Annotated in this window: 16 protein-coding genes, 1 tRNA gene and 1 pseudogene; 14 read left to right on the top strand and 4 right to left on the bottom strand. The window is 52.8% G+C overall.

Features of this window, described 5'->3' with window-relative positions; genetic code table 11:
* Positions 1-109: 109 nt before the first annotated feature.
* Together ABKA16_RS04815 and ABKA16_RS04810 are read right to left on the bottom strand one after the other, a co-directional pair.
* Positions 110-337, bottom strand: coding sequence for a DUF3107 domain-containing protein (locus ABKA16_RS04815; protein ID WP_381000422.1), 228 nt, complete (start codon positions 335-337; stop codon positions 110-112).
* Between the two features lie 234 nt (positions 338-571).
* On the bottom strand, positions 572-2,365 hold the full coding sequence (locus tag ABKA16_RS04810; RefSeq protein ID WP_381000423.1) for a phosphotransferase: 1,794 nt from the start codon (positions 2,363-2,365) through the stop codon (positions 572-574).
* Between the two features lie 142 nt (positions 2,366-2,507).
* Between ABKA16_RS04810 and ABKA16_RS04805 the strand changes: the two genes are divergently transcribed.
* Positions 2,508-3,965 (top strand): ATP-dependent helicase, encoded by a 1,458-nt coding sequence (locus tag ABKA16_RS04805; protein ID WP_381000619.1) that lies wholly within the window; start codon positions 2,508-2,510, stop codon positions 3,963-3,965.
* A 79-nt stretch (positions 3,966-4,044) separates the two neighbouring features.
* On the opposite strand, the gene ABKA16_RS04800 is transcribed toward ABKA16_RS04805, so the two are convergent.
* The gene (locus ABKA16_RS04800) at positions 4,045-6,006 is read right to left on the bottom strand and encodes a zinc-dependent metalloprotease (RefSeq protein ID WP_381000425.1); all 1,962 of its coding nucleotides are present in this window, start codon (positions 6,004-6,006) and stop codon (positions 4,045-4,047) included.
* Between the two features lie 284 nt (positions 6,007-6,290).
* Between ABKA16_RS04800 and ABKA16_RS04795 the strand changes: the two genes are divergently transcribed.
* The 6 genes from ABKA16_RS04795 (at position 6,291) to ABKA16_RS04770 (ending at position 12,374) form a co-directional block, all read left to right on the top strand.
* Positions 6,291-7,181, top strand: coding sequence for a YlbL family protein (locus ABKA16_RS04795; RefSeq protein ID WP_381000427.1), 891 nt, complete (start codon positions 6,291-6,293; stop codon positions 7,179-7,181).
* 203 nt (positions 7,182-7,384) lie between these two features.
* Positions 7,385-7,807 carry a DUF3052 domain-containing protein gene (locus ABKA16_RS04790; RefSeq protein WP_007148073.1) on the top strand — a complete coding sequence of 141 codons (423 nt, stop codon included), beginning with the start codon at positions 7,385-7,387 and terminating at the stop codon, positions 7,805-7,807.
* Between the two features lie 218 nt (positions 7,808-8,025).
* Entirely contained in the window at positions 8,026-8,982 is a 957-nt protein-coding gene (locus tag ABKA16_RS04785; protein ID WP_381000621.1) for an IS30 family transposase, read from the top strand.
* Positions 8,983-9,047: 65 nt separating this feature from the next.
* The gene (locus ABKA16_RS04780; RefSeq protein WP_381000429.1) at positions 9,048-10,337 is read left to right on the top strand and encodes an ABC transporter permease; all 1,290 of its coding nucleotides are present in this window, start codon (positions 9,048-9,050) and stop codon (positions 10,335-10,337) included.
* A 6-nt stretch (positions 10,338-10,343) separates the two neighbouring features.
* On the top strand, positions 10,344-10,985 hold the full coding sequence (locus ABKA16_RS04775) for an ABC transporter ATP-binding protein (RefSeq protein WP_381000432.1): 642 nt from the start codon (positions 10,344-10,346) through the stop codon (positions 10,983-10,985).
* A gap of 12 nt (positions 10,986-10,997) precedes the next feature.
* Positions 10,998-12,374, top strand: coding sequence for an ABC transporter permease (locus tag ABKA16_RS04770; RefSeq protein WP_381000434.1), 1,377 nt, complete (start codon positions 10,998-11,000; stop codon positions 12,372-12,374).
* Positions 12,375-12,701: 327 nt separating this feature from the next.
* On the opposite strand, the gene ABKA16_RS04765 is transcribed toward ABKA16_RS04770, so the two are convergent.
* Positions 12,702-12,775 (bottom strand) — tRNA-Val (locus tag ABKA16_RS04765).
* A gap of 684 nt (positions 12,776-13,459) precedes the next feature.
* Between ABKA16_RS04765 and ABKA16_RS04760 the strand changes: the two genes are divergently transcribed.
* The 7 genes and pseudogenes from ABKA16_RS04760 to ABKA16_RS04730 all read left to right on the top strand — a co-directional run bounded on the left by ABKA16_RS04760 (position 13,460) and on the right by ABKA16_RS04730 (position 25,303).
* Entirely contained in the window at positions 13,460-14,722 is a 1,263-nt protein-coding gene (locus ABKA16_RS04760) for a DivIVA domain-containing protein (protein WP_381000436.1), read from the top strand.
* 165 nt (positions 14,723-14,887) lie between these two features.
* Positions 14,888-15,724, top strand: a complete 837-nt coding sequence (gene recO, locus ABKA16_RS04755; protein ID WP_381000437.1) for a DNA repair protein RecO — start codon at positions 14,888-14,890, stop codon at positions 15,722-15,724.
* A 2-nt stretch (positions 15,725-15,726) separates the two neighbouring features.
* A pseudogene (locus ABKA16_RS04750) lies at positions 15,727-16,518 on the top strand (isoprenyl transferase); the annotation flags it as partial.
* A 163-nt stretch (positions 16,519-16,681) separates the two neighbouring features.
* The gene (locus ABKA16_RS04745; protein ID WP_381000623.1) at positions 16,682-17,431 is read left to right on the top strand and encodes an ABC transporter ATP-binding protein; all 750 of its coding nucleotides are present in this window, start codon (positions 16,682-16,684) and stop codon (positions 17,429-17,431) included.
* Between the two features lie 97 nt (positions 17,432-17,528).
* On the top strand, positions 17,529-20,201 hold the full coding sequence (locus ABKA16_RS04740) for an ABC transporter permease (RefSeq protein ID WP_381000439.1): 2,673 nt from the start codon (positions 17,529-17,531) through the stop codon (positions 20,199-20,201).
* Positions 20,202-20,386: 185 nt separating this feature from the next.
* Positions 20,387-22,132, top strand: coding sequence for a DUF2130 domain-containing protein (locus ABKA16_RS04735; protein WP_381000441.1), 1,746 nt, complete (start codon positions 20,387-20,389; stop codon positions 22,130-22,132).
* A 45-nt stretch (positions 22,133-22,177) separates the two neighbouring features.
* Positions 22,178-25,303 carry a type IV pilus assembly protein FimV gene (locus ABKA16_RS04730; protein WP_381000443.1) on the top strand — a complete coding sequence of 1,042 codons (3,126 nt, stop codon included), beginning with the start codon at positions 22,178-22,180 and terminating at the stop codon, positions 25,301-25,303.
* Positions 25,304-25,355 lie beyond the last annotated feature (52 nt).

The following is a 25,355-nucleotide window of genomic DNA, read 5'->3' as shown; positions in this document are numbered from 1 at the left end:
GCTATACCAAAAGAAGGCCGGCAGCCTGATATGATCAGTGCATTTGCCGGCCTTCTTTATCCTCTCCTGATCTTCTTTATCCTCCCTGTCTGTGCAGTCATAAAGGGTTTTAGCTGAGTGCCCCGAACCCTACCGGATGGGTTGTTTCCGAACCGATAATAACGTAGCCGATCGAGTGGGCAGGGATGATTATTGTGCGGCCTTTTGAGTCCTCAAGCTCAACCATCCCGCCGTGGATATTGGTTGCGGTGATTTTCTTTGACACATCCTCTGCACTTGCATCGGTATCGAAGGATACCGGGCGGTCTACATTCATAATGCCGATTTCAACGTTCATAATTCTCCTTAGCGGTTTTACGGGATATACTGCACGCACAGCGGATCCCGTGTGTATACGTATTATGATGTGTTACTTTACTATATACTAGCTGCATGCAGCGAATGGGACAGCTTTCATAGGGGACTTCATCTGGAAGAAAATCTGCGGCCCTTGCATCAGGTGTTCTTCGGGTATTCCCCTCCGCAGGATTGCTCCCCATGATAGAGTTTCCTTCGCGGGTACCCCTCCCGTTTAGCGGCTCATCCCGTCTTCAGCAGAGCGCTTCCCCTGACGGGTATCCTCACCGTCTGCCGGGCTCTCCTGCATATGCTGGGCGATAAAGGTTTCTGTGGCAATGCCGTCAGGGCTGTCATCTATCTGGAAAATGCCGCCGCTACTGTCGGCGGTATTGCTGTCAGCGGTATCATCGTTGCCGGCAACGTCATTGCCGCTGTCAGCAGTTTTGACAGTGCCGTTATCGGTATCAGGCTCTTGTACGGAAGCTTCCTGCAGAAGCCGTGCATTAAAGATCTCCTGTTCCCCGGTGTCGTCAGGGTCCCGCGGCGCACTATGATTTTCAAGGCCTTCCTGGATCTTGCCAATATGCGGTATAGCTGCTGTTTCTTCATCATCTGCTGAGGAGGAAAACAGCTGTTCCACGTGGCCATTCCCGCCGTCGGCTGCAGGCGTATCATCCGACGTGGTGAAACGGAAGCCCTGTGAATCTTCAGGTATCGAATTCCACGCAACCTGGTGGTGCTGCAGGCCTTTAGGCGCAGGAGGCTGCCCGTTTCTATTCCCATCTCTACCCAAAGGGATTGAGCTGTGCGGAGTGCCGCGTGAAGGTGAAGCGGACATCCCCGCTACTGTGTTATCGCTGTCGTCGCCGGCGAGAGGGCTTTCCTCATCAAGGCGGGTATCTTCCTGCCCGGGCGCACTGTCGCGGTCAGGGCTGGATCCCCTGTCTGAAGGATCGTGCGGGGCTCCTGGATTGGTATGGTGAGGCTGGCTGCGTGCCCCTGCCTGCACTCCTGACGAGCTGAGCAGGTCGCCTACGGTGAGGGTAGAAGGGTCTGCGGATGGGGAAGAACCTGAAGGGTTGAGCAGGGATATCTCATGCGCCAGGGACTCCACCTGGGACTTGAAGCGCATGATTTTCTGGGTATCTGCGCGCTCCAAGGCCCTGATAAAATCGCCTACCTGGGACATCTGTACCCACAGCCCGGCACGCAGCATGATCATATCATCCATACGCCTGCCCATGATGCGCGCGTATGCGGCGATTACGGAGTTGCGGCGCGTGGGGTCAAGTTCAGTAAATATCCAGGCCAGATCCCGTGCGGGATCGTTGATCTGCATATCTTCCCAGTGGCGGATGCCTGAAATGCCTGTACTGGTAAAAAGGATATCCCCGTCGCTGAACCCTCCGTGGACCGGGCAGGAGCGGAAATTCCACAGGTTCTCATTGGAAATGATTGATGTCCAGTTTTTAAGGATCTCCCCGGGGATATGCCCTGCTGCCTTCAGGCTGGTGATCCATTGTTCAAGCTGCTGATGTATCTGCGCAGAGGCATGGGCAGGGTAGTGGGCATTAACAATAAATTTCCCGCGCAGGCGATGTATCGCGCCGATCGAAGTGCCGGCTGCCGCACATTGGGCCTCAGTCAGGCCTGACAGCTGGAAAGCATCACCGTTGATATGCGGTGTAATGAGGACGGCTGTATTCCCGGTGGCATCGGTAGGGTCGTCCCCCGGGACGAAGACTTTCAGCTGGTCAAGCTGGAAGCCGAGCGCTGACGGTTCGTGGGTATTGTCAAGCACGTAAGCGGCCCGTGCCCGAGCTTTGAGGCGCTCTTTGCCGTCAGCTGTGTCGCAGATGCTGGCGTCATACTCCTCGCCTGCCGTATCGGCCACAACAGCAGTCGTAATATCGTCTTTATCACCGCTTAAAACGAATTGTTCTGAGCGGCGTGTTGTTGCCACAGTCAATGTGGGCATAGCAGCGGATGCAAGTGCTGCAATTTCGAAGCTGGAACGTTGGCTCACACTTTAACCTTAATACATGGGGGATACTCGGATGAAGTTACCTGAATGTGGATCATTGTGGATAACATACCCTATTTTATTACGTCCTTGTGTCTGTCACAATGGAACTGTGAAGAACGATATCCTGGCTGGCCTTGACGAGATGCAGAGGTCTGCTGCGCTTGCGTCCGACGGGCCGGTGCGTATCATAGCCGGTGCCGGGGCGGGGAAAACGCGCACGATCATGCGCCGCATAGCGTATGCATGCGAAAGCAGCCGGGGAAGCATGCAGTGGGATCCCAAGAAAGTGCTTGCTGTTACGTTTTCCACGAAAGCTGCCCAGGAAATGCAGGGAAGGCTGGCACAGCTTGGGGTGCAGGGGGTGCATGCTGCTACTTTCCATTCGGCTGCTTTGCAGCAGCTGCGAAGTGTGTGGCACAGCCTGAGCGATTCCCCCTTCCCGCAGGTCTGTGAGAATACCAAGAACCTTGTGTTCAGGGCGCTTGCCCGCGCCACCGGCACTGATGCTTACCAGGATATAGAGGTCAGCGACGCTCAGGCGGAAATAGACTGGGCAAAGGTAAGCATGGTTGCGCCGTCTGATTACGGATCGGCATGCCAGGCATCAGGCCGGACTCCGCCGCTGGGGATGGATCCGCCTGTTATGAAACGGGTTATGGAGTACTACGAAGAGGAAAAGGCTTTCCGCAATGAGATCGATTTTAACGATATCCTGCTCATGCTGTGCCATATCCTCGATGAAGATGCTGAGCAGGCGCGCACAGTACGCGGCGGTATCGGGTGGCTGACAGTCGATGAGTACCAGGACGTTTCGCCCCTGCAGCATCGGCTGACGGAGCTGTGGCTTGGTGATAACCGTAATATCTGTGTGGTGGGGGATCCGGCACAGACGATCTATTCGTTTGCCGGCGCAACCAGTTACTATCTTACGGATTTTGCCCGGGAATACGGCAGCCTGGCCGCTGACATCGAACTTGCTACAGACTACAGGTCTACTCAGAATATTGTAAAAGAGGCCAATAAGATACTTAAACATTCTCCAATGCGCGATACTTACCTGCAGCTGGTTTCTGCGCGGGAAACAGGAAAGCGTGTTTTCCGGCGCGTGTATGGGGACGACCTCGATGAAGCCCGCGGGATCGTCAGCAGGATCAAGGACCGTATAAGCCGCGGGGTGCGGGCAGAAGATATTGCCGTGCTTATGCGTATCAACAGCCAGGGAAGCCTGCTTGCGCGCCTCCTTAAAGAGGAAAAGATAGCGTACCGTGTGCGTACAGAATCCGGATGGACAAGCAATGCTTCCCATGACTCCCTTATGAACTCTGACGGCACAGTAGGGCAGGTGAGCCTGTCGACCATCCATGCTGCTAAAGGGCTTGAGTGGAAACATGTGTTTATTATGGGATGCAGCGAAGGGCTGATCCCTTTTTCGTCAAACCAGGAAGATGGGAACCTTGAAGAAGAACGCCGGCTCCTCTATGTGGGCATTACCCGTGCAGAAGATGAGCTGGAGATATCTTATGCACGGGTTGCCCATAAAGATGATGCTGCTGCATCGCGGTACGGCGCTGAGCGACGGCCTAGCCGGTTCCTGACGTGAACGGCCTGCACAGGCACACGAACAGGTATGGAATGGGCCCTCTGGCCTGTGCTCCGGCTGCGATACGGAGGCTACCCTTCTATCCCTGTGTACTGTCAGGACTGGAGGCGGGACCCTGTGTTCCAGATCCGTGAGGATTGCCGGAACCGCTGGGATCATCAGAACCATTAGGATCGTCATGCTCACCGGAATTGTCAAGATCGCCGGAACCACCGGAACTGCTGGAACCATCAGGCCCATCCTTTTCAGAGCCGCTGCCTTCACTGTCAAGAAGCTGTTCAAGCTCCTTATCCCAGTCGATCGGCCCGTTCAGGCCCAGCTGCTCCAGGCCCTTATCCTCAGGATCCTTATCCTTCGGGCCTTCATTCCCCAGGCCCCCATCCGGGTATCCCGCGTATGGGATGCCATTATCCCCTTCTTTATCCGGCAGAGCTGTCCCATCCTGAGAAGCAGGGGGATCCTGGCTGTCCCGTGCCGGGCTGGATGTATTCGGCGAACCGGGACTATCAGGCTCAGACGCTGCAGAGGTGCTATCCGGGGAAGGGCGGCCAGCGTCTCTGCCGGAACCTGTATCAGCATCACCTGCGGTGCCGGCAGTATTATCCTGTGCATCCGATATGTTCGAGGTATCCGGCGTATCAGAAGGGCTGCTGTCCAAAAGTTCCATAAGGTCATCATTGAATTTCTTTGAATCGGCTGATGACTTCTCAGATAAAGCCGCAAGGGCGTCGTCAGGCATCGTCGGCAGCATATCCGGATGCGACCAGTGCCTGTCTCTTCCCGATGCTCCTTCTGCCAGCGTGATGGTTTCCCAGAGCTCTGCGGCCTCGCGCATCTTTTTAGGCCGCAGCTCAAGCCCCAGCAGCGTCTCAAATGTTTCCTGGGACGGGCCTCCGGTGGCACGTTCGCGGCGCTGCATTTCGCGCAGCTGGTCAATATGGGGGATATGTGCCATTCCTGCGCGCCAGACGATGCAATCCACCCACCCTTCAACAAAGGCAAGGAGATTCTCAAGGCTATGCAGTGCCTCACGCTGTTCGGGAGTATCGCTCATGCCAACTTTGCTCAGATCCACTGCGCCTGCAATAGAATCAGGGTTGACCTCCTGTACCTCACGCAGCTGCTCTTCCATAGCATCCAGATCAATGGTGATACCGCGTGCATACTTGTCGATCAGTGCATCGAACTGCGGCATCAGCCATGGGACGTTGGCGAACAGGCGGGCATGGGCTTCTTCAACAAGCGCAAGGTAGGCCAGGACCTCGTTATAGCTGAGCTTAAGTTCGTCAGCGTATCTCTCAATATTTTCAGGAATGAGGGTCCCGGCAGGATTATCGAGGAGCGCGATCCCCTGGTCGAAGCCTCCGCGGATATTGCGCGCCAGCCGTCCGCCTGCCTGCCCTATCTGCATTGCATATGATGTATTGCCTAAAATAGTAATCAGCTTGCCCGGATCTTTGAGGTCATCAGGAAGCGGCATAGGGACCGGCCCGGCGAAAACCCCTGCAATCTGCCCGTCTATCTCGCCGCCCAGCCGTTCGGAAAATACTGCAGCCATAGCCTTATTCATAGATTCGGCGACGGGGGCGGCAAAATGAGTCCATTTAGGCATGGCTTTGCCTACCCATTCATCGCATGTGAGGACATCCAGGGTGCCCTCAGGCGGGTCAAAGTCCGTGACAGAATCCAGCCACAGGTTTGCTTCCGACGCCGCAGACCTTACCTGCTGGCCGGAGACTGCGCTGATCACATGGACTTTCTCGTTTTCCCGGGCAGTATTGTGCGCAATAGATGTCGCCAGTTTAATGTTGATCGGGCCGCTGCTGAGCAGCTGGTTTATATCCTGCGTGGATCCCAGGCCGCTCGTATTGAATGCATCCATGAGGGAATGGACCTCTTTGGGATCGGGCAGGCCTCCAGGGGTATTGATGATCTGCTCGCGGATTTCAGGGGGCAGCTGAGAAAGCTGCTGCCACGCCATCTCGCCCTGATAGGGGCCGAAGGAGTCGATCATCCATTGGTGCAGTTCATCTTCTGACATGACATCCGTTCCTTAGCTAGTGTTATTCCGTCGCCGTTATCTCCGTAGGATCAGGGTCTTTGGGCGTCCGCAATATCTGTAAAGCTGCCTGCCGGACAGACCAGACAGATAATACCGGTACCTGTACCATTTGGGCATCTGTGTATCAGACCGCCGCTTTACCCTATTATCCTAAATCTTGAGTCTAAGTGTATCAACTTTTAAGAATATTTTTTATTCCTGAGAATAATCTGAACAATCCAGCTGATATAGCTGTTTCAGCTTTCGGGATATCCGGATATACTATGGGGGATATGACAGATCAAACAGAAACAGACAGATCCCGGGCACCGCAGGCCCATCCTGCCGTTCCGCACGCGCCTCGCTATTTTGCTCCCCGATGGCGTTACTATATCGGCATGGCTACAGCGTTGGCCTGTATGGCTCTACTGTTCCTGCCCTGTTCTGCTTACACCATCGAATTCCCGGGACCGACAGCAAATGTCCTTGGGAAAGTATCCGAGGCTAAAAATGCGAAAGATATGATTTCCATATCAGGCGGCAAAACCTACCGGAGTAAAGGGAAGCTCCTGCTGACAACGGTCAGCGCTACAGGTGTCCCGGGATATCCGGCAACGAATGCGCAGGTCTTGTGGGCGTGGTTCTCCAGGCATACTATCGTTGTCCCGCAGGAAGTAGAGTATCCTGCCAATCAGACGCCGGAAGAGTATCAGAAAGAATCCAGCGAGCAGATGGATCAGGCTCAGGATTCCGCCCAGAATCAGGCCCTATCTTTCCTGAGAAAAAGAGGTGTGGACGTTTCAGGCCTGAAAGTCACAATGAATGTTGATAATATTGGCGGCCCTTCAGCCGGTATGATGTATACGCTCGGCGCCATTTCGAAGCTGACCCCCGAAGATGAGACTGGCGGCAAGGTCATTGCCGGTACGGGGACTATGGAAAAGGACGGCACGATAGGCGCTATTGGCGGGATACAGCTGAAAATGGTCGGCGCCTTGCGCGATGGTGCTGCATGGTTTATAGCCCCCAAAAGCAATTGCCGGCAGGTTGTTGGCAATGTCCCCCAAGGGCTGAGAGTGGTCGCGGTCTCAAACCTCGACGAAGCATATAAAGCGCTTGTGGCTATTGGGTCAGGCAAAGGCGGCTCACTTGAGACGTGCCAGGCGGCAAAGTGACAGAAGGAGCGGAAGAGTATCGGAAAGAATCCAGCGAGCAGATGGATCAGGCTCAGGATTCCGCCCAGAATCAGGCTTTGCCTTTCCTGAGAAAAAGAGAGAAGCGGTATAGAGCGGAATAAAAGAAAGAATGTGTCTGTGCGTGGGAAGGGATATATGCCTGTCCTCAGGCCATTTTCCATTATTTCTGATATGCTGAGCCTGTGTCCAATACAACTAACACCGATAACGCTGCAAGTGAATTAGGATTCCAGCCGGGGGATATTGTCCAGGAATGGCTGTGGGATGATGATGTTGACGGCCATATCCGTGATTCTATTGAGGCTCTGACAGGGGAAGACCTCGTTGATGAGGAGTATGATTCAGCCGTTGACGGCGTCATCGTGTGGTGGCGCGACGGTGATGAAGAGGACGAGCTCTCCGATACGATCATGGATGCGGGCGGGCTGATTGCTGGTGACGGGCTGTTTTGGATCATCACACCTAAGCCGGGACGTGAGGGTGCTACCAGCGCTAATACAGTCCAGAATGCAGCCAAGACTGCCGGGATGAATGCGGGGACACCAGTCACGCTGAGCCCTGACTGGAACGGTATCCAGCTTCGGGCATTTGGCCGAGGGCGGTAGGCATCTTAGCCGGTGGCCAATAGGTACCTTCGTGTTCCGTCCCTGTACTTCGTTTTTTTGATTCTTTGGCCCCTCAGCTATTTGGTTTTAGTTCTTTGATCTGTTAGTCTTCTAACCTTTTTTAACTTCCTGATTTGTCATTTTAGGTGAGACAAAGACCATGTGTGTTAGGGTCGAATAAAATGCGATTTTTGATTCAAAAGGATTCCGTGACACACATGGCGTATCATCATCTTACCTTACATGAACTCGTTATGGTAGAAACGTATTGGAGTATGCGTGTTCCCGTTAGCCGGATCGCTCAGAGAATGCGCCGGGGTAGGCAAACTATTTACCGTGTTATCCACGCTTTCGACCGTGGAATGACTGCACTCGAGTATTACCACGAGTATAAGAAACATCGATATCATTGCGGCAGGAAACGTGTACGGTTACGCGCCCAGTATGTGCACCTGATTACCTGTTTTCTTCATCAGGGATTAAGTTTCGATGTTATCAGTGGCCTATTCCCGCGTATGTTGCCTTGCTCGTCACGTACCCTGTATCGTTTAGCCCACAAAGGCGTCTTCCCCAAGCAGAGTCTGCCATGGAAAGGCAAGCGTCATAAAAACGGGGTTAAAGACAAAAGAGGCGGACGCTACACATTTCGTCGTACTCTTATTGATCAAGCACACGCGTATCCTCGATTTGATACCGAGTTTGGTCATTTTGAAGGAGACACTATTGTTGGAGCAAACCATCACAGCTGTGTGCTCACTCTCGCGGAAAGACAAACGAAAGCTATCATCGCGCTCCATACTAATGGGTGTACTGCCAAAGATATCGAAGACACGCTTGACGCGTGGCTATTGAGTCTGCCAAAAAATTTCGTAAAATCTATCACGTTTGATTGTGGTAAAGAATTCGCGAACTGGAAAACCACGGCGAATACGCATGATATTGATATTTTCTTTGCTGACCCCGGGTGTCCGGGGCAACGAGGCTTAAACGAGAATAGTAACGGGCTACTACGCAGAGACGGACTGTCTAAAGGAATGGACTTCACCACGATAAGCCAAGAACAGTTAAACCGTGTCACACGCTTCCGTAACAACATTCCCCGCAAAAGTCTAAACTATAAAACACCCATCCAAGTCATGACCCAACACATACGAGAAATGTCTCACTTAAAATGACAAATCAGGCATTTCTTTTCTATAATAACTATAACAAATGATGAAAACGTCCACATTGCATCACTGTGGGCTTTGAAATGGAGGGTGAGTTCATGCTCTTACAACAGGCAATCGCCTATATTTCTCGAAAAAGAACGAGGAACCTGGTTCTCTTTCTGATTCTCCTCTTGATCCTCTCTTGCTTGTATTTCTGTTTTTCACTGATGCAAGTGGGAGGAAAACTGGAGGACCATATCAAACAGTCGGCGGGGACCAGTTTTGCCCTGACCAGTAAACAAGGGGAGACGCCCTTTGCTCTGAAGGAGGCTGAAAAAGTGCAGCAGTTGGCTGGGGTAGGATCCATGGTTCCTCAATATGAAAGTCCCGTTCGCATTCTTGGTAAAGAAGCGGTGACGGGACAGCAGTCGGTAGAGCGAGACGATTTAGGACAGGAAGCCAAGCAAGCTCTAGGCGCTGTCTTTACCCAGAAGACAGACCAGCACCTGGATTTCCGAAGTGGTAGTTTCCAACTGGTGCAAGGCAAGCACTTACCCGATAAGGCGAGTGGGCAGATCTTGATCCACGAAGAGTTGGCTAAGAAGAACAAGCTTAAGGTCGGAGATCAGTTGACCTTATCTAGTTTTCAGATAGGAGAGACTCCTGCCAAAGAGAAAACCTTTGAAATCGTTGGGATCTTTTCGGGTAAGAAACAGGAAAAATTCACAGGAATGACCTCTGATTTGAGTGAAAACCAAGTCTACCTCCCTTATGAGGATGCGACTAAGCTCTTAGGTCTCAGTCAGCAAGAAGTGACCCAGGTCACCTTTGGCGTCAAAGATCCTGATAAAATTGATGCTCTCTTGAAGCAAGTCAAAAGCTTGGATCTGGATTGGCAGTCCTTACGCTTGGTCGAAGATCGCAAGGCCTTTGATCAGATGAAGGAATCCTCTCAGACCCTAGAAGGCTTGGTACAGATCATGATGATTGTCCTCCTAGTGACGGGAGCAGGGGCGCTATCGCTCTTACTGAGTCTCTGGACACGGGAGCGGATCCATGAAATCGGGGTGCTCTTATCCATTGGGAAGAGCAAGGGACGGATCTTTGGACAGTTCCTCTTGGAAGTGGTGCTGGTATCCTTACTAGCAGTGATTCCGGCCTTTCTCATCGGGCGGATGGTCAGCTATCGTTTCTTAGAACAATTTGTCGGAGAGACGGGTCAACAGCAGACCCTAGACTTGCTCCATCAGATCCCTCAAGGACTTTCCTTAGGGATCGCCTATGCTAGCCTCTTGGGCTTGATCCTTCTGTCGCTCGGTGCAACTACCAGCTTGATCTGGCGCAAGACACCAAAAGAAATATTAACAAAAACGAGTTAAGGAGAAATGACACATATGTTAGAACTCAAAAATGTAGCCTATAGTTACCAAAGCTATAGTGAAGATATCCTCTCAAATGTGAACTATCAGTTCGAAAATGGGACATTTTACAGTATTATTGGCCAGTCAGGAACGGGGAAATCAACCCTCCTCTCCCTCCTAGCTGGTCTTGACAATCCCAAGAAGGGGCAGGTTCTCTTTGATGGGGAGGACATCCAGACCAAAGGGTCTAGCTACCACCGCAAGCACCATGTTTCCCTGGTTTTTCAGAATTACAATCTGATTGATTATTTGACACCACTTGAAAATGTCCGCCTTGTCAACAAACAAACTGGGAAAGACATCCTCTTGGAATTGGGATTGGATGAAACGCAAATTAAGCGCAATGTCCTTCAACTATCTGGAGGGCAGCAACAACGGGTGGCCATTGCGCGTGCGCTCGTTTCAGAAGCACCTGTCATCTTGGCTGATGAGCCGACGGGAAACCTAGACGAACAGACAGCAGGTGACATCATTGCGATTTTGAAGAAGTTGGCCAAGGAACGCCAAAAATGTGTCATCGTCGTCACCCACAGTAAGGAAGTGGCAGAGGCCTCCGATGTGGTCTTGGAATTGAGTCGCCGTAGCCTCGTTGAGAAGAGCAAGTAAGGAGGGAATGCTATGTTGCGAAATGCTTTTGCTTATATCACACGTAAATGGCCCAAGTCTCTCTTGCTCTTTGCCATCATTCTCCTCATGGGGACCTTGAGCTTGATCGGACTCTCTATGAAGGGAGCGACCCAAAAAGCTTCATCAGATAGCCTGGGCTCCATCACCAATAGCTTCTCGATGCAGATCAATCGACGGACCAATCCGGGAACCCCTCGGGGAGCTGGGAATCTCAGAGGAGAGGATATTGAAAAAATCAGCCAGGTAGAGGGGATCACCTCCTCCATCAAGCGGATCAATGCCATAGCGGATATCCTAGACCACGAGATTATTGAAACCGAAGAAACCCTGCAAAATCAATCTCCAGAGCGTGCCAAGCACTTTAAGAACACCTTGATGGTGACAGGGGTCAATGACTCTTCAAAAGAAGATAAGTTTGTCTCTGGGGCCTACAAGCTGGTCCAAGGGGAGCATCTGACCGATAAAGACAAAAACCAAATCCTCATGCACGAAGATTTGGCGAAAAAGAATGGCCTCAAGGTGGGCGATAAGGTTCGTCTCAAGTCCAACCTCTACGATGCAGACAATGAAAAAGGGGCCAATGAAACCGTCGAAGTGACCATTAAAGGTTTGTTCTCAGGGAAGAACCAAGCTCCTCTAACTTACGCCCAAGAATTGTATGAAGATACACTCATTTCTGACTTGGATACAGCTGCTAAACTCTATGGTAATACCGTCCAAACAGCTACCTATGAAGATGCGACCTTCTTTGCAAAAGGGGATCAGGATCTGGATAAATTGATCGAAAAAATCAAAGCCTTGGATATCCCATGGAATTACTTTGACTTGGTTAAGAGCTCTTCGAACTACCCAGCCTTGCAAAAATCCATCAGCAGCATGTTCCAAGTGGCGGACTACTTGTTTATCGGTAGCCTCATCTTTGCCAGCTTGCTTCTCACCCTGCTCCTTGTCTTGTGGCTCAATGCCCGTCGCAGAGAAGTTGGAATCTTACTGGCTCTTGGACTTTCTAAGGTACAGATTGCGGGGCAATTCGTGGCAGAATTGGTCATGATCTCCATTCCAGCCTTCCTCCTCTCCTATGGAGTCGCAGGACTTCTTGCCAAAGCAGTAGGAGATACGGTGCTCAAAAACGTAACCAGTGGCATTGCCAAACAAATGGCTCAAGAATCCTCTGCAGCCAACCTTGGTGGAGGAGCTGAGGCAGAAAGCTTCAGTAAGACTCTGACAGATATCCATATGGACATCCAACCGAGCCAATTGTTGGTGATTGTTTTGGTCGGTGGGCTTCTCTTGATTCTTGTGTCCATCCTTTCTTCTCAATGGCTCTTGCATAAGAAACCAAAGGAACTCTTGGTGGATGTCGAATAAGAGATTGTTTCCTAAAATAGAAATAGCCTGATTTGATATGGATTATTTTTTGTTCATTCCCATTTCAACGATATGAAATGGTATTTGGCGTTGTTCACAGGAAGCGGTATTTGTTTCTTCGAGTTGGGTGAGCGGGATGAGGAGGGGCGAGCAGGGTGAGCGGGATGAAGGGAGAAGGAGGGGGTGAGTGAGGGTTTAATAAATAAGTTGTTTTCCATATTTGGGTAGAAGCGCAGAAAAATCAGGGATTGAAGAGGGAATAAAGAATTAAAGAATAGGGGGGATAAAAACGGGGCAAAAGAAGAAGATAAAAAATAAAGAAGAACGTGGGCGATGAGGGACTCGAACCCCCGACATCCACCGTGTAAAGGTGGCGCTCTAGCCAGCTGAGCTAATCGCCCGACTCAGGAAAGTCTATCGCACCACACAGACGATGTCCATATGCGACACGCTTTGTGCAGGTTGAGGAGACGAATGGAATATAAGGAAACAGAAGAAACGGGAGAGGCGGATTGGAGAGAGAGGGGAAGGATGGCATGGGGGGGGGGCGGTGGAGCAGATGAAGGTGACGGGAGAGATGGGTGAGGAGGGCGGAGATATAGAAGATATAAAAGACGGATGTGATGATGAGACGTATGTGACAAGTGTGACGGTGGTGATAACAGACGGAAGGAAAATAACAGTGACGGTACCGGCAGTTGGGCGAAGCGGTCGGGTAGGGAAAAAGGTGGCAGCAGGGGCAGCAACGCCAGCGGGTGAATTAGCACTAACGAGTGCGGTAGATTGGAGGCGAGTAAGAAGACGCAAAGAGCGAAAAAGATGAGACGGTGACGATGTGATAGGCAGGGCAGACGGCTGGCCGGTAGTTAATGACGGCGAGACAGGCAGCTGGACAGGTCTCAGGTATTGAGAGGTAATGGAACCAGCAGGCTCCCCGACAAGCCTCCCGGCGGGGTTTCGTGGTTGTTCCGTGTATAAATTGAGGAATCCCGGTGCGGTTCCTGAAAAATTTGTAGGCTAAGTATCGGATATTCTTATTTAGAATGCGTAACTCTGTTTATTGTTTATCGGGTCGGGAGGCTTGAATGACTGGTGAGGAACAGGCGAGAGGGAATCGGCTTCCATTAGCCGACAGGAATAAGTGGGGCTATGACATTGATCAGGTTGATGAGTTTTTGGATCGGGCGCATCAGCTGTATGATGCGGCCCAGCCGCAGCTTAATCAGGAAGATATTCAGAATGTCCTTTTTACCCTGGTCCGCGGCGGGTATGATATTGAGGCAGTAGACCGGGCTCTTCTGCGCCTTGAACAGGCGGCTGTGGATAAGCAGACGTCATATGAGATTTCCAGTGAAGGCCGTGTTGCCTGGCGGACGAAAACAGTCCAGCTTGCTCAGACCCTGATGCCGCGTGCGAATGCTGGTAATGGGTACCGTTTCGCTGATGGGCACGGCAAAGAACCGTCCTATGACCGTAAACAGGTTGACAGTTTTGTGGTCAATGCTGTCACGCGCATTTGTGATGAGCTTGGCATTGAGTACCCGCAGGCGGTCAGTTCCAGTAATTTTGATTCGGACGAGGATTTTACCCCGCGTTATGTGTCTACGATCCTGTTTACACAGCGCAAAGGGGATAGAGGCTATGATGAAGGCCAGGTTGATATGTATGTTAACCGCATTTCCCAGGTGGTTTCGCGTATCGTGTCTTTCCGCAATTTTGAAGGTGTTGATGTTAAGGACGCGCTGAGCGGCAGTGCAGCTGACGGGGATGCTCTCCGTCCATATGAAGCCCGCGGGCAGAATGCCCAGTATGAAGATGTCGCTTCTCTGGAAGAATCAGTTTTTGCTGCGCACCAGGCGCAGGGACAGGCGGAGGTTTCCGGCAGCATTACAGATTCAGGTCATTCGGCAGACAGCCCCGCTCCAGCCGTTTCCGACGGATCAGCTGTTTCCGACGGCGCCGCCCCTGAAACACTGCATCCGTATGAGGGCGCGATGCCGGTATCTTTTGCCCCTTCGGGCAGTCCGCAGAGAGGTGCCGATACACAGCATAAGGCGGGTGCGGGCGAAGAAACGGAGCTGATCACCGATCTTCCGCTTTCGGATGGTTCGGGCGCGGGGCGTCCTGAGGACAGTACCAGAGAAAATAATGGGGACGGGAGCAATGCCGGAAAAGCTGATACAGGGGACAATACTCCGTCCCAGGCATCGGCCCAGGCAAACGATACCGGTACTTTCGCTCCGCAGGTCCTGCCTTTCCTTTCCGTATCGAATTCCCTCAATACAGCTCCGGACAGTTCCGGGGATAGGGAACGTAGGGAAAAGCCCGGACAGGCAGAGACAGGATGAGGATTCTGCTTCCCTGCGAGGAAGGGTGATATCCCGCCTGAAGTGTTATAACATAATGCGGCAGGGGAAAGCCGGCGTACATAAGTATTCTGCGGCATACTTGATATTGTGCAGCGTGAGGTATCAGTAAGGATAAGACTGCGAGCTTGAAAAAAGGGGGTGCTTATGCCTGCATACAGGGATCAGGGTGTTATCCTGCGCACTATCAAGCTCGGCGAGGCAGACCGCATCGTTACTATCCTTACAGCCAGCCACGGCAAGATCCGCGCAGTAGCCCGCGGCGTCAGACGTACAAAATCGCGTTTCGGCTCAAGGCTTGAACCGTTTATGCGCGATGACCTGCTTATTGCCCAGGGCCGCCACGAGCTTGATACAGTTTCGCAGGCAGTAGTCATCAGTGCGTATGCCCCTGAGATCATCTCGGATTATGACACTTACCTGTCGGCGAATGTTATTGTTGAGACTGCCGACAAGGCAGTTTCTGATCTGCGCGAAACCAGTATTTCCCATACGATGCAGTATCGGCTGCTTGCGGGTGCTCTTGCATCGCTTGCTGCACGGAAGCATAAGCCTGAATTCATAGAATCCTCATATGTCCTCAGGGCACTCAGCCTTGCGGGGTGGACACCGCGTCTGGATGCGTGTGTGGTCTGCGGCCGGCAGACGGATCTGTGCTATTTTTCGGTTGAATCCGGAGGTGTTATGTGCCCGACGGACCGTATACCTAAAGCCAGGAAGATTTCGCCCGATGCCCTGGATCAGCTGAAAGCGCTGGCTGCAGGTAACTGGAAGGCTTTGGAAGGGCCGTCCGCAGAAGGGCCCGCAGAGCATGGCCGATATGTGTATAATATGTCTTCTGTCCGGCACAGCCGTGATAACCGGGATAATGATACCTGCGGCGCAGGCAGCCCCCCTGATGCACAGGTGAGGTCAATAGTGGAGGAATGGTCGCAATATTACCTTGAACGTCCCATCCGCTCCATGCGCCTGATACATTCATAAATATGAGTTTTGGGAATGTTGATTACACATCGCTGAGTATTCCGGATGCGCCGTTTTCCAACCCTTCGCGGATACCGGATTTTGCCCGTGAGCATACCGGGATACCGCGCCACGTAGGCGTGATCATGGACGGCAATGGACGCTGGGCGCAGCAGCGCGGGCTTGCCCGTACTGAAGGCCATAAAGCAGCCGAACCAGTCGTATTTGATACTATTGCCGGTGCGATAGAGGCCGGTGTCCGGTATCTGAGCCTGTACACATTCTCGACAGAAAACTGGAAACGCTCGCCTGCCGAGGTCCGCTTCCTTATGGGTTTTTCGCGCGATATTATCCATCGCCGGGTGGCGCAGATGGATGACTGGGGGGTACGTGTCCGCTGGTCAGGCAGGCGCCCGAAATTGTGGAAATCTGTTATCGATGAGCTTGAGGCCGCTATGGAGCGTACACAAGATAACACGGTTATTGATGTAGTATTCTGCATCAATTACGGAGGGCGCGCGGAGATCGCTGATGCTGCCGCCGAACTGACACGTCTTGCAGCTGAGGGGAAAATCAAAGGCGGACGTATCACAGAGAAGATGGTTGCTGAGCATCTGTATAACCCTGATATCCCTGACTGCGATCTGGTGATCAGGACTTCGGGCGAGCAGCGTACAAGCAATTTCCTTCCGTGGGAGGCTGCTTACGCTGAACTGGATTTTGTCCCGGAACTGTGGCCGGAATGCGGCCGCGAGGTGTTATGGCGTTCGATTGAACGGTATGCCAGCAGGGACAGGCGTTTTGGAGGAGTAAAAGACAGCAGGGGAAGGCCCGGTGAGCGCCCCGTTATCTGGCCGGACAGTACACCTAATCGCCGGCAGGCCGGGAGCCTGAAAATATCTAAAATTTAAAAATTAAAGAGTACATACTCATAAAATACATACTCATAAATAGTGGAATACTGATAAGGAGAAAATGATGTCTGCAATTTCCGCACAGCATCTCGTCAAGGATTACGGTGAGGGCAGCAGTGCTGTCCATGCCCTTCGCGATGTCACTATTGATATTGAGGGCGGCAAGTTTACCGTGATCATGGGGCCTTCAGGCTCCGGGAAATCAACCATGCTTCATACGCTTGCCGGCCTGGACAGTGTGACTTCCGGCCGGGTCTGCCTTAACGGCAATGAGATCACGGCAATGAATGATAAGCAGCTTACCCTTCTGCGCCGCAACAAGATTGGTTTCATTTTCCAGAGTTTCAATCTGCTGCCCATGTTCACAGCAGAAAATAATATCCTGATGCCGTTGACGCTTGCAGGCAGGAAGGCTGATAAAGAATGGTTCACTACGCTGGTAAGGACTTTGGGGCTGGAAGGCCGGCTGGGCCACAGGCCTTCGGAGCTTTCCGGCGGGCAGCAGCAGCGTGTGGCTATTGCCCGTGCGCTGATTACGAAGCCGGAAGTTGTGTTTGCTGATGAGCCTACAGGAAACCTTGATACGGTATCCAGCGCGGAAGTGCTTGGTTTCCTGCGCAAGTCTGTTACTGACCTTGGCCAGACCATCGTCATGGTGACCCATGATGCTGTGGCTGCATCCTATGCGGACAGGGCAATAGTCTTTGCTGACGGGCAGATTGTCGCCGATGTGGCTGATCCGAATGCCGAAATGATGAATGCACTCCTGGTACGCGAGCAGGAGAAGGCAGCTGCTGCACGCCTGGCGCAGTAGCCTGACCGGCAAAGCGGTGCGGCAATGGCCTGTCCGGAGCTGGGCGGGGCTGCAGAAGATGTAAAAGAACAACTGTAAAACTGTAAAAGGAACTATTATGTGGTCACTAACATTCCAATTGATGAAGAAAAGCATGAAAATGCTTATCCCGGCAGGTATCGCCATTATGATTGGGACGGCGTTCATAGCCAGTACATTCCTTTTTGGCAATTCGCTTCAGGATGCCGTTGTCCGGCATGATACGGCGGGTTTTGGCAACAGCAACTATTCTGTTGACTATTCTTCTACCGAGGCGGCAAAGTCCCCTAAATACACGATGTCAGATATCCATCTGGATGAGATCAGGAAAATGGAAGGGGTCACTGGTGTTGCCACCATTGCAGGCGGTTCGGCAGCGGTATCCCATAACGGGAAAACAGGTACAGTTGTATTCCTGCAGAACCCATGGGGCACAGCGCGCCAGCCATTGGACATTATCCGGGGGAAAGCGCCTGACGGCAATAACCAGGCCGCCCTTCCCGCAAACCTTGCGTCGCGCCTGAATGTGAAGATCGGCGATACAGTGACGCTGAAGCCCGGCAGTGCTGCCGGCAGGGAAAGCAGCCCTTCTGCAGCGGAAGATACGGCCGATGGGTATACTGTTACCGTGACGGGCCTTACAGATGACCCTGAGCATTTATTCTCCCAGATGGGCGGCTGTGCGCTGCTCTCCGCCAATACCGTCATGCAGATGGGCGGGCATACCAGTCTGGATGAGCAGCAGTTCAGCGGTGTTTTTCTCAATATCAGCCCGGACAGGGAACAGGAAACTGTTGAAAAAATCAGCAGGCTCCTGCCTAAATATGTCAGCATAAAATCCCGTGCCCAGGCAGAAAAGGAATCGCTGAACAATAATTCTGTGTCATCGAAGATCATCACTACGTTCCTTCCGGTGTTTGGTGTGCTCGCCATGTTCGTCGCAGCGCTCGTTATTGCCAATACGTTCCAGGTCCTTGTTGCGCAGCGGCGGCGCACTCTGGCGATATTGCGGACAGTTGGCGCGCGCAGAGGCCAGCTGTACCGGTCGGTGATTGCAGAAGCCTTTATCCTGGGGCTGCTGGCATCCTGCTGCGGTGTCCTGCTGAGTATCGCTGTTATGGGCGGGCTGAGCACATCCGGGGCTTTGCGGGGGATGTCGTCAGGAAGCCCGGTCCGCTTCATTTTCAGTTGGACAGCTGCAGCGGTGCCGGTTATTTTTGGTGCAGTTATAACAGTATTCGCCGCACTGGGGTCAGCCTATTCCGCAACGCGGGTAACCCCGCTTGAAGCCCTCAGGCCGATAGATACAGTTAAAACTAAGAAATCCAGCGCAGTGCGTGCCGTATTCGGCATCCTCATGGTCCTTGGCGGCATAGCAGTATCAGCCATAGCTGCCGCAATAAGGCAGCGGACCGATTCTTCAAGCGTTTCAGGAGGCGAAACGGCGCAGTATATGATCCTTGCCGCTATGGCCGGCTGCATGCTCGTTTTTGTCGGACTGATCATTACTGCAGTATTCTGGCTTCCCGCAGTGATGAAAGGTGCGGGATACCTGGTGTCGCTAATGGGCCCCTCAGGTACTGTTGCCCACGGGAATATCCAGAAGAACCCCAGGCGTGTTGCGGCTACAGGTACAGCCCTCCTTATAGGGGTCACGCTCGTGGCGACTATCTCCACCGGTGCGGCAAGCGCCAAGGCTACGCTGGGCAACAGCCTCGATGACAGGTACAGCATTGATATGACGGTTTCCGGCAATGGGATCGATAAAGGGACAGCAAAAAAGATCGCATCCGTCAAAGGTGTGAAGAAAGCAGTCCTTGCGCCTACAGCTACCGGTACGGTACGTGACAGTGCCGGACATAAGGCATATATCCAGCTTATCGGGGTCAACGGCACGCAGGAGCTGAAATCTGTTATGCGTGCAAACCTTCCCGACAATGCCGTCACTAAAAAGGCTATGCTCTTGCCCAGCAGCCTGACGGATAAAGGGTGGAAAACTGATACAGTGCAGTTTACCCAGGAAAATGATACGGACGGAGGCTCAGAAGGCTCTGCTGACAGCCCTGCTGCGTCTGCAAAGGGGAATACCGTAACGCTGTCGGCAACCAGTACGCGATTTCAGCGGATCAATCCGATGTATGCAGCGGTCGGTTTCGTGGATATCAGCTATTTCACAAGTGGTGCGCTGAAAGCGGACGCAGGCGGATACATGGTCCTTGCTTCCCTTGATACTGCTCACGGTGATGCTTCAGAAACTATCAGCAGCGTTAAGGATATCCTGAGCGGTACCGGTATGGTCAATGTTATGGGGAATGCTGCCAAACGGCAGGACTGGGAGAGGCGCATTGACCAGCTGATGCTCCTTCTTGTCGGGCTGCTGGCAGTTGCTGTGCTTATTGCACTGATTGGCGTGGCAAATACCCTGAGCCTGTCGGTTATTGAACGTACTCGGGAATCAGCGACGCTGAGGGCAATCGGCATGACCCGCGGGCAGCTGCGGGCATCCCTTGCCTTTGAGGCGCTTCTGCTGGCGCTGGTCGGAGAGCTCCTCGGCATCGTCCTGGGGACGCTTTTCGGATGGCTGGGATCCTATATGGTATTCAGCGACATAGGGAGGATGGAGTATCCCGTCAGCTGGGGTATGGATGCCCTTGTCCTTGTGATATCAGCTGCTGCAGCACTCCTTGCGAGTGTACTTCCGGCCCGCAGGGCAGTATCAACGCCGCCTGTGGAGGCGCTGGCTGAGGCCTAGTGCCGGCTATATCCTTCTTCTGTCAGGACGCCCGCTTTGTGTGCAACGCTTTGCGGGCGTTTTGCTGTGCTATGGACAGTTGCCGTACTGCAGGCAGAAGCTGTTCCCGCCGGCACCCGCGCCCTTCAGCGGGTTTTGCTGCACCCTCCGGCAGGACTTACGGCTTCCCGAGTAGAATAAAAGCCATGGCAGCGATTACAAAGGGAAAAGGCTCTAACCGCACTAAGGATGCTGCGGCGGATAGTATGCATGAGATCACGTGCCCCCACTGCGGGCATGCATTTACTGTCAATGAGGATGAATACCAGAAGCTTCTTGCGCAGATACGCGGCAAAGAATTCGACAGGGAGCTCAGCGCAAGCCTCCAGCGGGAAATCGGCAGGCTGGAAACTGAGCACAGGCTGGACCTGGAGAAAAAGCTCCACACGAAACAGTCCGATTTTGATAAGCAGATCTCAGAGCGCGACAGGGAACTGTCGGGGCTCCAGGCCAGGTTAGATAAATCGGAATCTGAACGGGATGCAGCTTTATCAGAGGTACGGAATGAAAAAGATAAGCAGATCGAATCATTGAAGTCGCAGCTTGATAAGCTTTCTATTGAGAAGGATTCGGAGCGTGACAGGCAGCTGTCTGCGCTGCAGTCGGAGCTGGATAAAAAGGTTATGGCGCTGCAGGCCAGCCTGGACAAGGCAGAGTCTGTAAAAGATGCAGCGCTGGCTGAAGCCCGCAGCGAGAAAGACCGGGAGATCGAATCGCTCAAGTCGCAGCTTGAAAAGATATCCCTTGAAAAAGACAGCGAAAAAGACAGAGAGCTGCTGCAGCTGAGGCAGAAGCTGACTGAAGAATCAGCCAAATCAGAACGGCAGTTCTCTGAAACGAAATCGCAGTTGGAAAAACAGCTTTCCCAGGCCCAGTCAGACCTGCAGGTGGAAAAGCAGAAGCAGGAGGCCGAACTGGCAAAACAGCATTCAGCTTTGACAGAGCAGAGGTCCCAGTATGAAGCGCAGCTCAAAGCGGCGCAGGAGCAGGTGGAATTCTATAAGGATTTCAAGGCATCCCAGTCTACGAAGGCTATTGGCGAAGACCTGGAGCAGTACTGCTATAACGAATTCAATAAACTGCGGGGTGCTGCTTTCAAGGATGTCTATTTTGAGAAGGACAATACTGTTTCTTCAACAGGGTCGAAAGGCGACTTTATCTACCGTGAGAAAGATGCTGACGGCAATGAAGTGCTGTCCATCATGTTCGAGATGAAAAATGAGATGGATGCAACGGCAAAATCCCAGAAGCATAAAAATTCCGATTTCTTCAAGGAGCTTGATAAGGACAGGCGCGAGAAGGGATGTGAGTATGCTGTACTGGTAACTATGCTGGAAGCTGACAACGAATTCTATAATGCCGGCATAGTTGATGTGAGCTATATGAAACCGTCATATAGCAAAATGTATGCCGTGCGCCCCCAGTTCTTCATAACGGCCATAGGGCTCCTGAGGGATGCTGCGTACAGCTCGGCAGGCCTTAAGCGGCAGCTGGAAGAGGCAAAGAACCAGAATATTGATATCACTAATTTTGAAGAAGAGCTCGATAACTTCAAAGACGCTTTCGGCAAAAATTACCGGTCGTATAAACGCAACTATGACGAAGCGATAAAGCAGATAGATAATGCTATCAAACGCATGGAGGCTGTCAAGAGCGCCCTGACGACCAGCGAGAACCAGCTGCGCCTGGCAAACAATAAACTGGATGATGTCGAAGTGAAGAAGCTTATCAAGGATAACCCTACGATGCAGGCCAAGTTTGCCGAACTTGAGGATAAGGGAGATGGGGGGAGGCAGGAATCCCCGGCAGATCAGCGGGTAACAGCCTGTCTGCCGCCGGACGGCATTTATCCACAGCATGCGCAGCAGTTTGTACATTCATATTTGTCATGAGTATAGTAGGAAAACAGACAGAACTGATAGAACAGGAGAGTCGATATGATAAGCATGGTTCCCCCATATGCCTGGCCGAGATCAATAGCAGATTTAAGGGACAGCAGCCTTAACCCGGATTCCTTCACGCCGGTTGACGGAACGGGGTATACCCCGACAGGCATGGATCTGGGCGACCCTCGGATGGCCAGCGTCTTTGAGCTGGGGCTGCGCATTGCCGATACGATGGAGAAGCGTGTGGCTGTGATGGAAGCGATCCGGCAATCGGTGTACGGTTTCCGTGGCATCCCGGCAGCGTATGCCTGGCCGCAGTCCGCGGAGCAGCTCCGTTCCCGCGGGCTTTACCCTGATACCTTTACCCCTATATCCGATATGTGGCGGACACCTTCAGGCCTTGATCTGGCAGATCCCCGTGCAGCAGAAGTATTAAGGCTTTCCGAAGAGGCTGCTGCGCTGTTCGACCAGCGGGCAGCGCTTATGGAACAGATACGTGGAAGCAGTGCAGCAGCTGTCGCGGTTCCTGTATATGGCGAACAGCCGTACAGGCAGTTTTCTGAGGCTGCGCCGGCCGGGAAGGGCGCGGCATCATCTGTGCCTCGGGAGGCAGATACGGATGTTGCAGGTGCAGATGGCGCAGGTACAGATATTGCTTCTCAGGCTTCACATGCTGCTGTACCTTTATCATTGGATATCCACGGACAGGCTGCCTCTGTCCATGAAGCTGGACCTGTGCGGCCTGTGCGGAATGGGAATGATCAGGAAGCCCCTGCCCCTTCACAGGCTGCCTCCGGTCCGGTGCCTTATGGGCAGCCTGTCCAGGGCGGCACGCCTGTGCAGGGTATGCCTGTCCAAACCCTCCCTGCGCAGCTCGCCGCTGTATCCGTACCGGATGGGCGCTTTGGGCAGATGCGGCCGCAGAAAGAAGCTGCCAGCCCTCAGCGCAGGATCCAGATACTTCTGCTGTCGCTTGGCATAGGCCTTGTCGCACTTGCTGCCATTGTCTTTGCGGGCTTTGCATACGCTCAGATGGATAACGGTATGAGGGCTGCTGCCATCGGGTCGCTTGGCATCGTTTCCCTGCTGTGCTCGGTGGCACTCTCACGCAGGGCCAAGGTGACATCCGAAGGGCTTGGATACCTTGGGGCCGCCATCCTGGTGATTGATGCATTCTTTATGAACGCTGCGGGCGTTATACCTTCACCGGCACTGCTGAAGAATTATTTTGGGCTTTATCTTGTTGCAGCTGCCGCAGTATTGGGGCTGTTTGAGATACTAGCCAGGATATCCAGAAACGACATATCAAGCATTACTATATGCATGATGGGCGTTATCACTGCCGGCCTTATATTCCTTCCAACCGGGTTCGACGTCAGGATGGAAATAGCCCTGCTTGTGCTGCAGGCCTGTGCATCTGTGCCGTCGATAGCCTTTATGGTTGCACACCGCTACGGCTTCAAATCCAGAAGCGATTATCGGCTTATCCATTCCGCGGTCACCGTGCTGATGTTCTGTAGCATAACCTATGAAGTGCTCGTTTCCCTTCCCAGCGTATTCACGTTGTTCTTCTTCCCGCAGTCCCGCGGTTTCGGGCCATCATATGCTGTCGATTCAGGCGGCTGGAGCCTTGCTATAACAGCAGCCGTATTTGCTGCTGTGGCGTTTATTTCGCTCTGGTTCGTGAAACTGACGCATATATTCCTGTTTGCAGTTACCTCCCTGATCCTCAATCTGATGGCGTTACCCGGTTCCGGTGCGTTCCTGAATATCGTCATCATGGTCGCGGCATTCCTGTGGATCGCTCTGGGAGCCAGAGCGATCAACGGGTACAACGCATACCGGCAGATCAGGATAGCACGGCAGCGGGCAGCTGCCGGCAGCCCTGTACCGCCATCCGGTACGGCAGGGGAAGGGGCAGCAGTTACCGATGATTCCGCCAGGGCTCTGGGACTTGTCACGCGGAATAAATTTGACTACGTATCAGTACAGGTTTCCCGGATACTCGTCCCGATCCTGGCGGTTATCAGCATGCTTCGGTCTGAAAATATTTTATGGGTGAAAATCATATACACAGTTATTTTTATTGCTGCTGCTGCACTGTGGCGCCTTGTCCTTGTAAGTTCAGCCGACCGCGTTTCCCGTATCATGAGCAGCGTATCGTCCACGGTCATTGTTCTGATGGTGTGCAATACCATCCAGTACGCATCTGCAGAGGGTGTGAGGCCTTCCGCCGACTGGGGGATGTGCATATTTGCGGGTGCGGTAGGCATTGCATATGTGCTTCTCAGTGTCCTCCGCAAGGGTGACAGGCTTGAAGCATCTGATGCTTCCATCCTCCGCCAGCTGTCCCGGCAGGCTGCCCGGCCCGGTATGCCTGCGGCATACGGGTATAACGCAGCACCCAGCCCTGCCCAGGAAGCAGGCCAGGCTGCATACCGCCAGTGGCTGCGTACCCGGAATCCGGGACGGACAGGGATAATAATGGATAATGCTGAGCACTGCACACTGCTGTATACGTTCGTGTGCACCCTCAGCCTTGAGATAATTTCCCACTTATCGCTGTGGAGCGGTGTAAACCTTATTGTCCTTTATGCGGTTTTTGCGGCAGTCGTCATTGTTGCTGCTGTATCAGGGACACGGCTGGTGGACCTGCAGCCACCCGATATAGCCAGTTCCATGTTGTACTCGACGATGATCCTGTGCGCGGCCTATTTTATTGCCAATATCAGCACTATACATTCTGCTTTTACTTTCTATGAGCTGCCTGTCATAGCTGCAGCCGTACTGCTGTTTATCAGCGGCAGTGTGAAAATGGCCAGGGATACCCGGGTCCGCAGCTGGCCTGCCCTTGGCCTTGCGAGTTTGCTGGCAGTAGTCCCTTCCATACTGATAGCCTTTTTCCAGAGTACTTCTATTACCAGATCTGTGTGCGTCCTGCTTATATGTGTAGCGCTTGTTGTTGTTGGCGCTGTGAAGAAGTGGCAGGCTCCTCTGTCTGTAGGTGCGACGTGCCTTGTTATCCATGTGCTCACCGTGTCATGGGGCTATATTGCGGCATTCAGCCGGAATTACTGGTGGGTCTGGCTTGCGCTTGCGGGCGTGATACTTATTATCACTGCTGCACGGTTCGAGTATGTCAAGAAAGTCAAAAAAGCATATGAAATGCTGCGTTAGCAGGTAATGCAGGCAGCTGCCCTACAGGAGGCGGACTCGATTCCGGACCGGC

The organism is Scardovia wiggsiae (assembly GCF_051045985.1).
Taxonomy (GTDB): domain Bacteria; phylum Actinomycetota; class Actinomycetes; order Actinomycetales; family Bifidobacteriaceae; genus Scardovia; species Scardovia wiggsiae.
The sequence above is the reverse complement of the archived record's forward strand: the minus strand, read 5'-3'. Positions and strand labels throughout refer to the sequence as shown.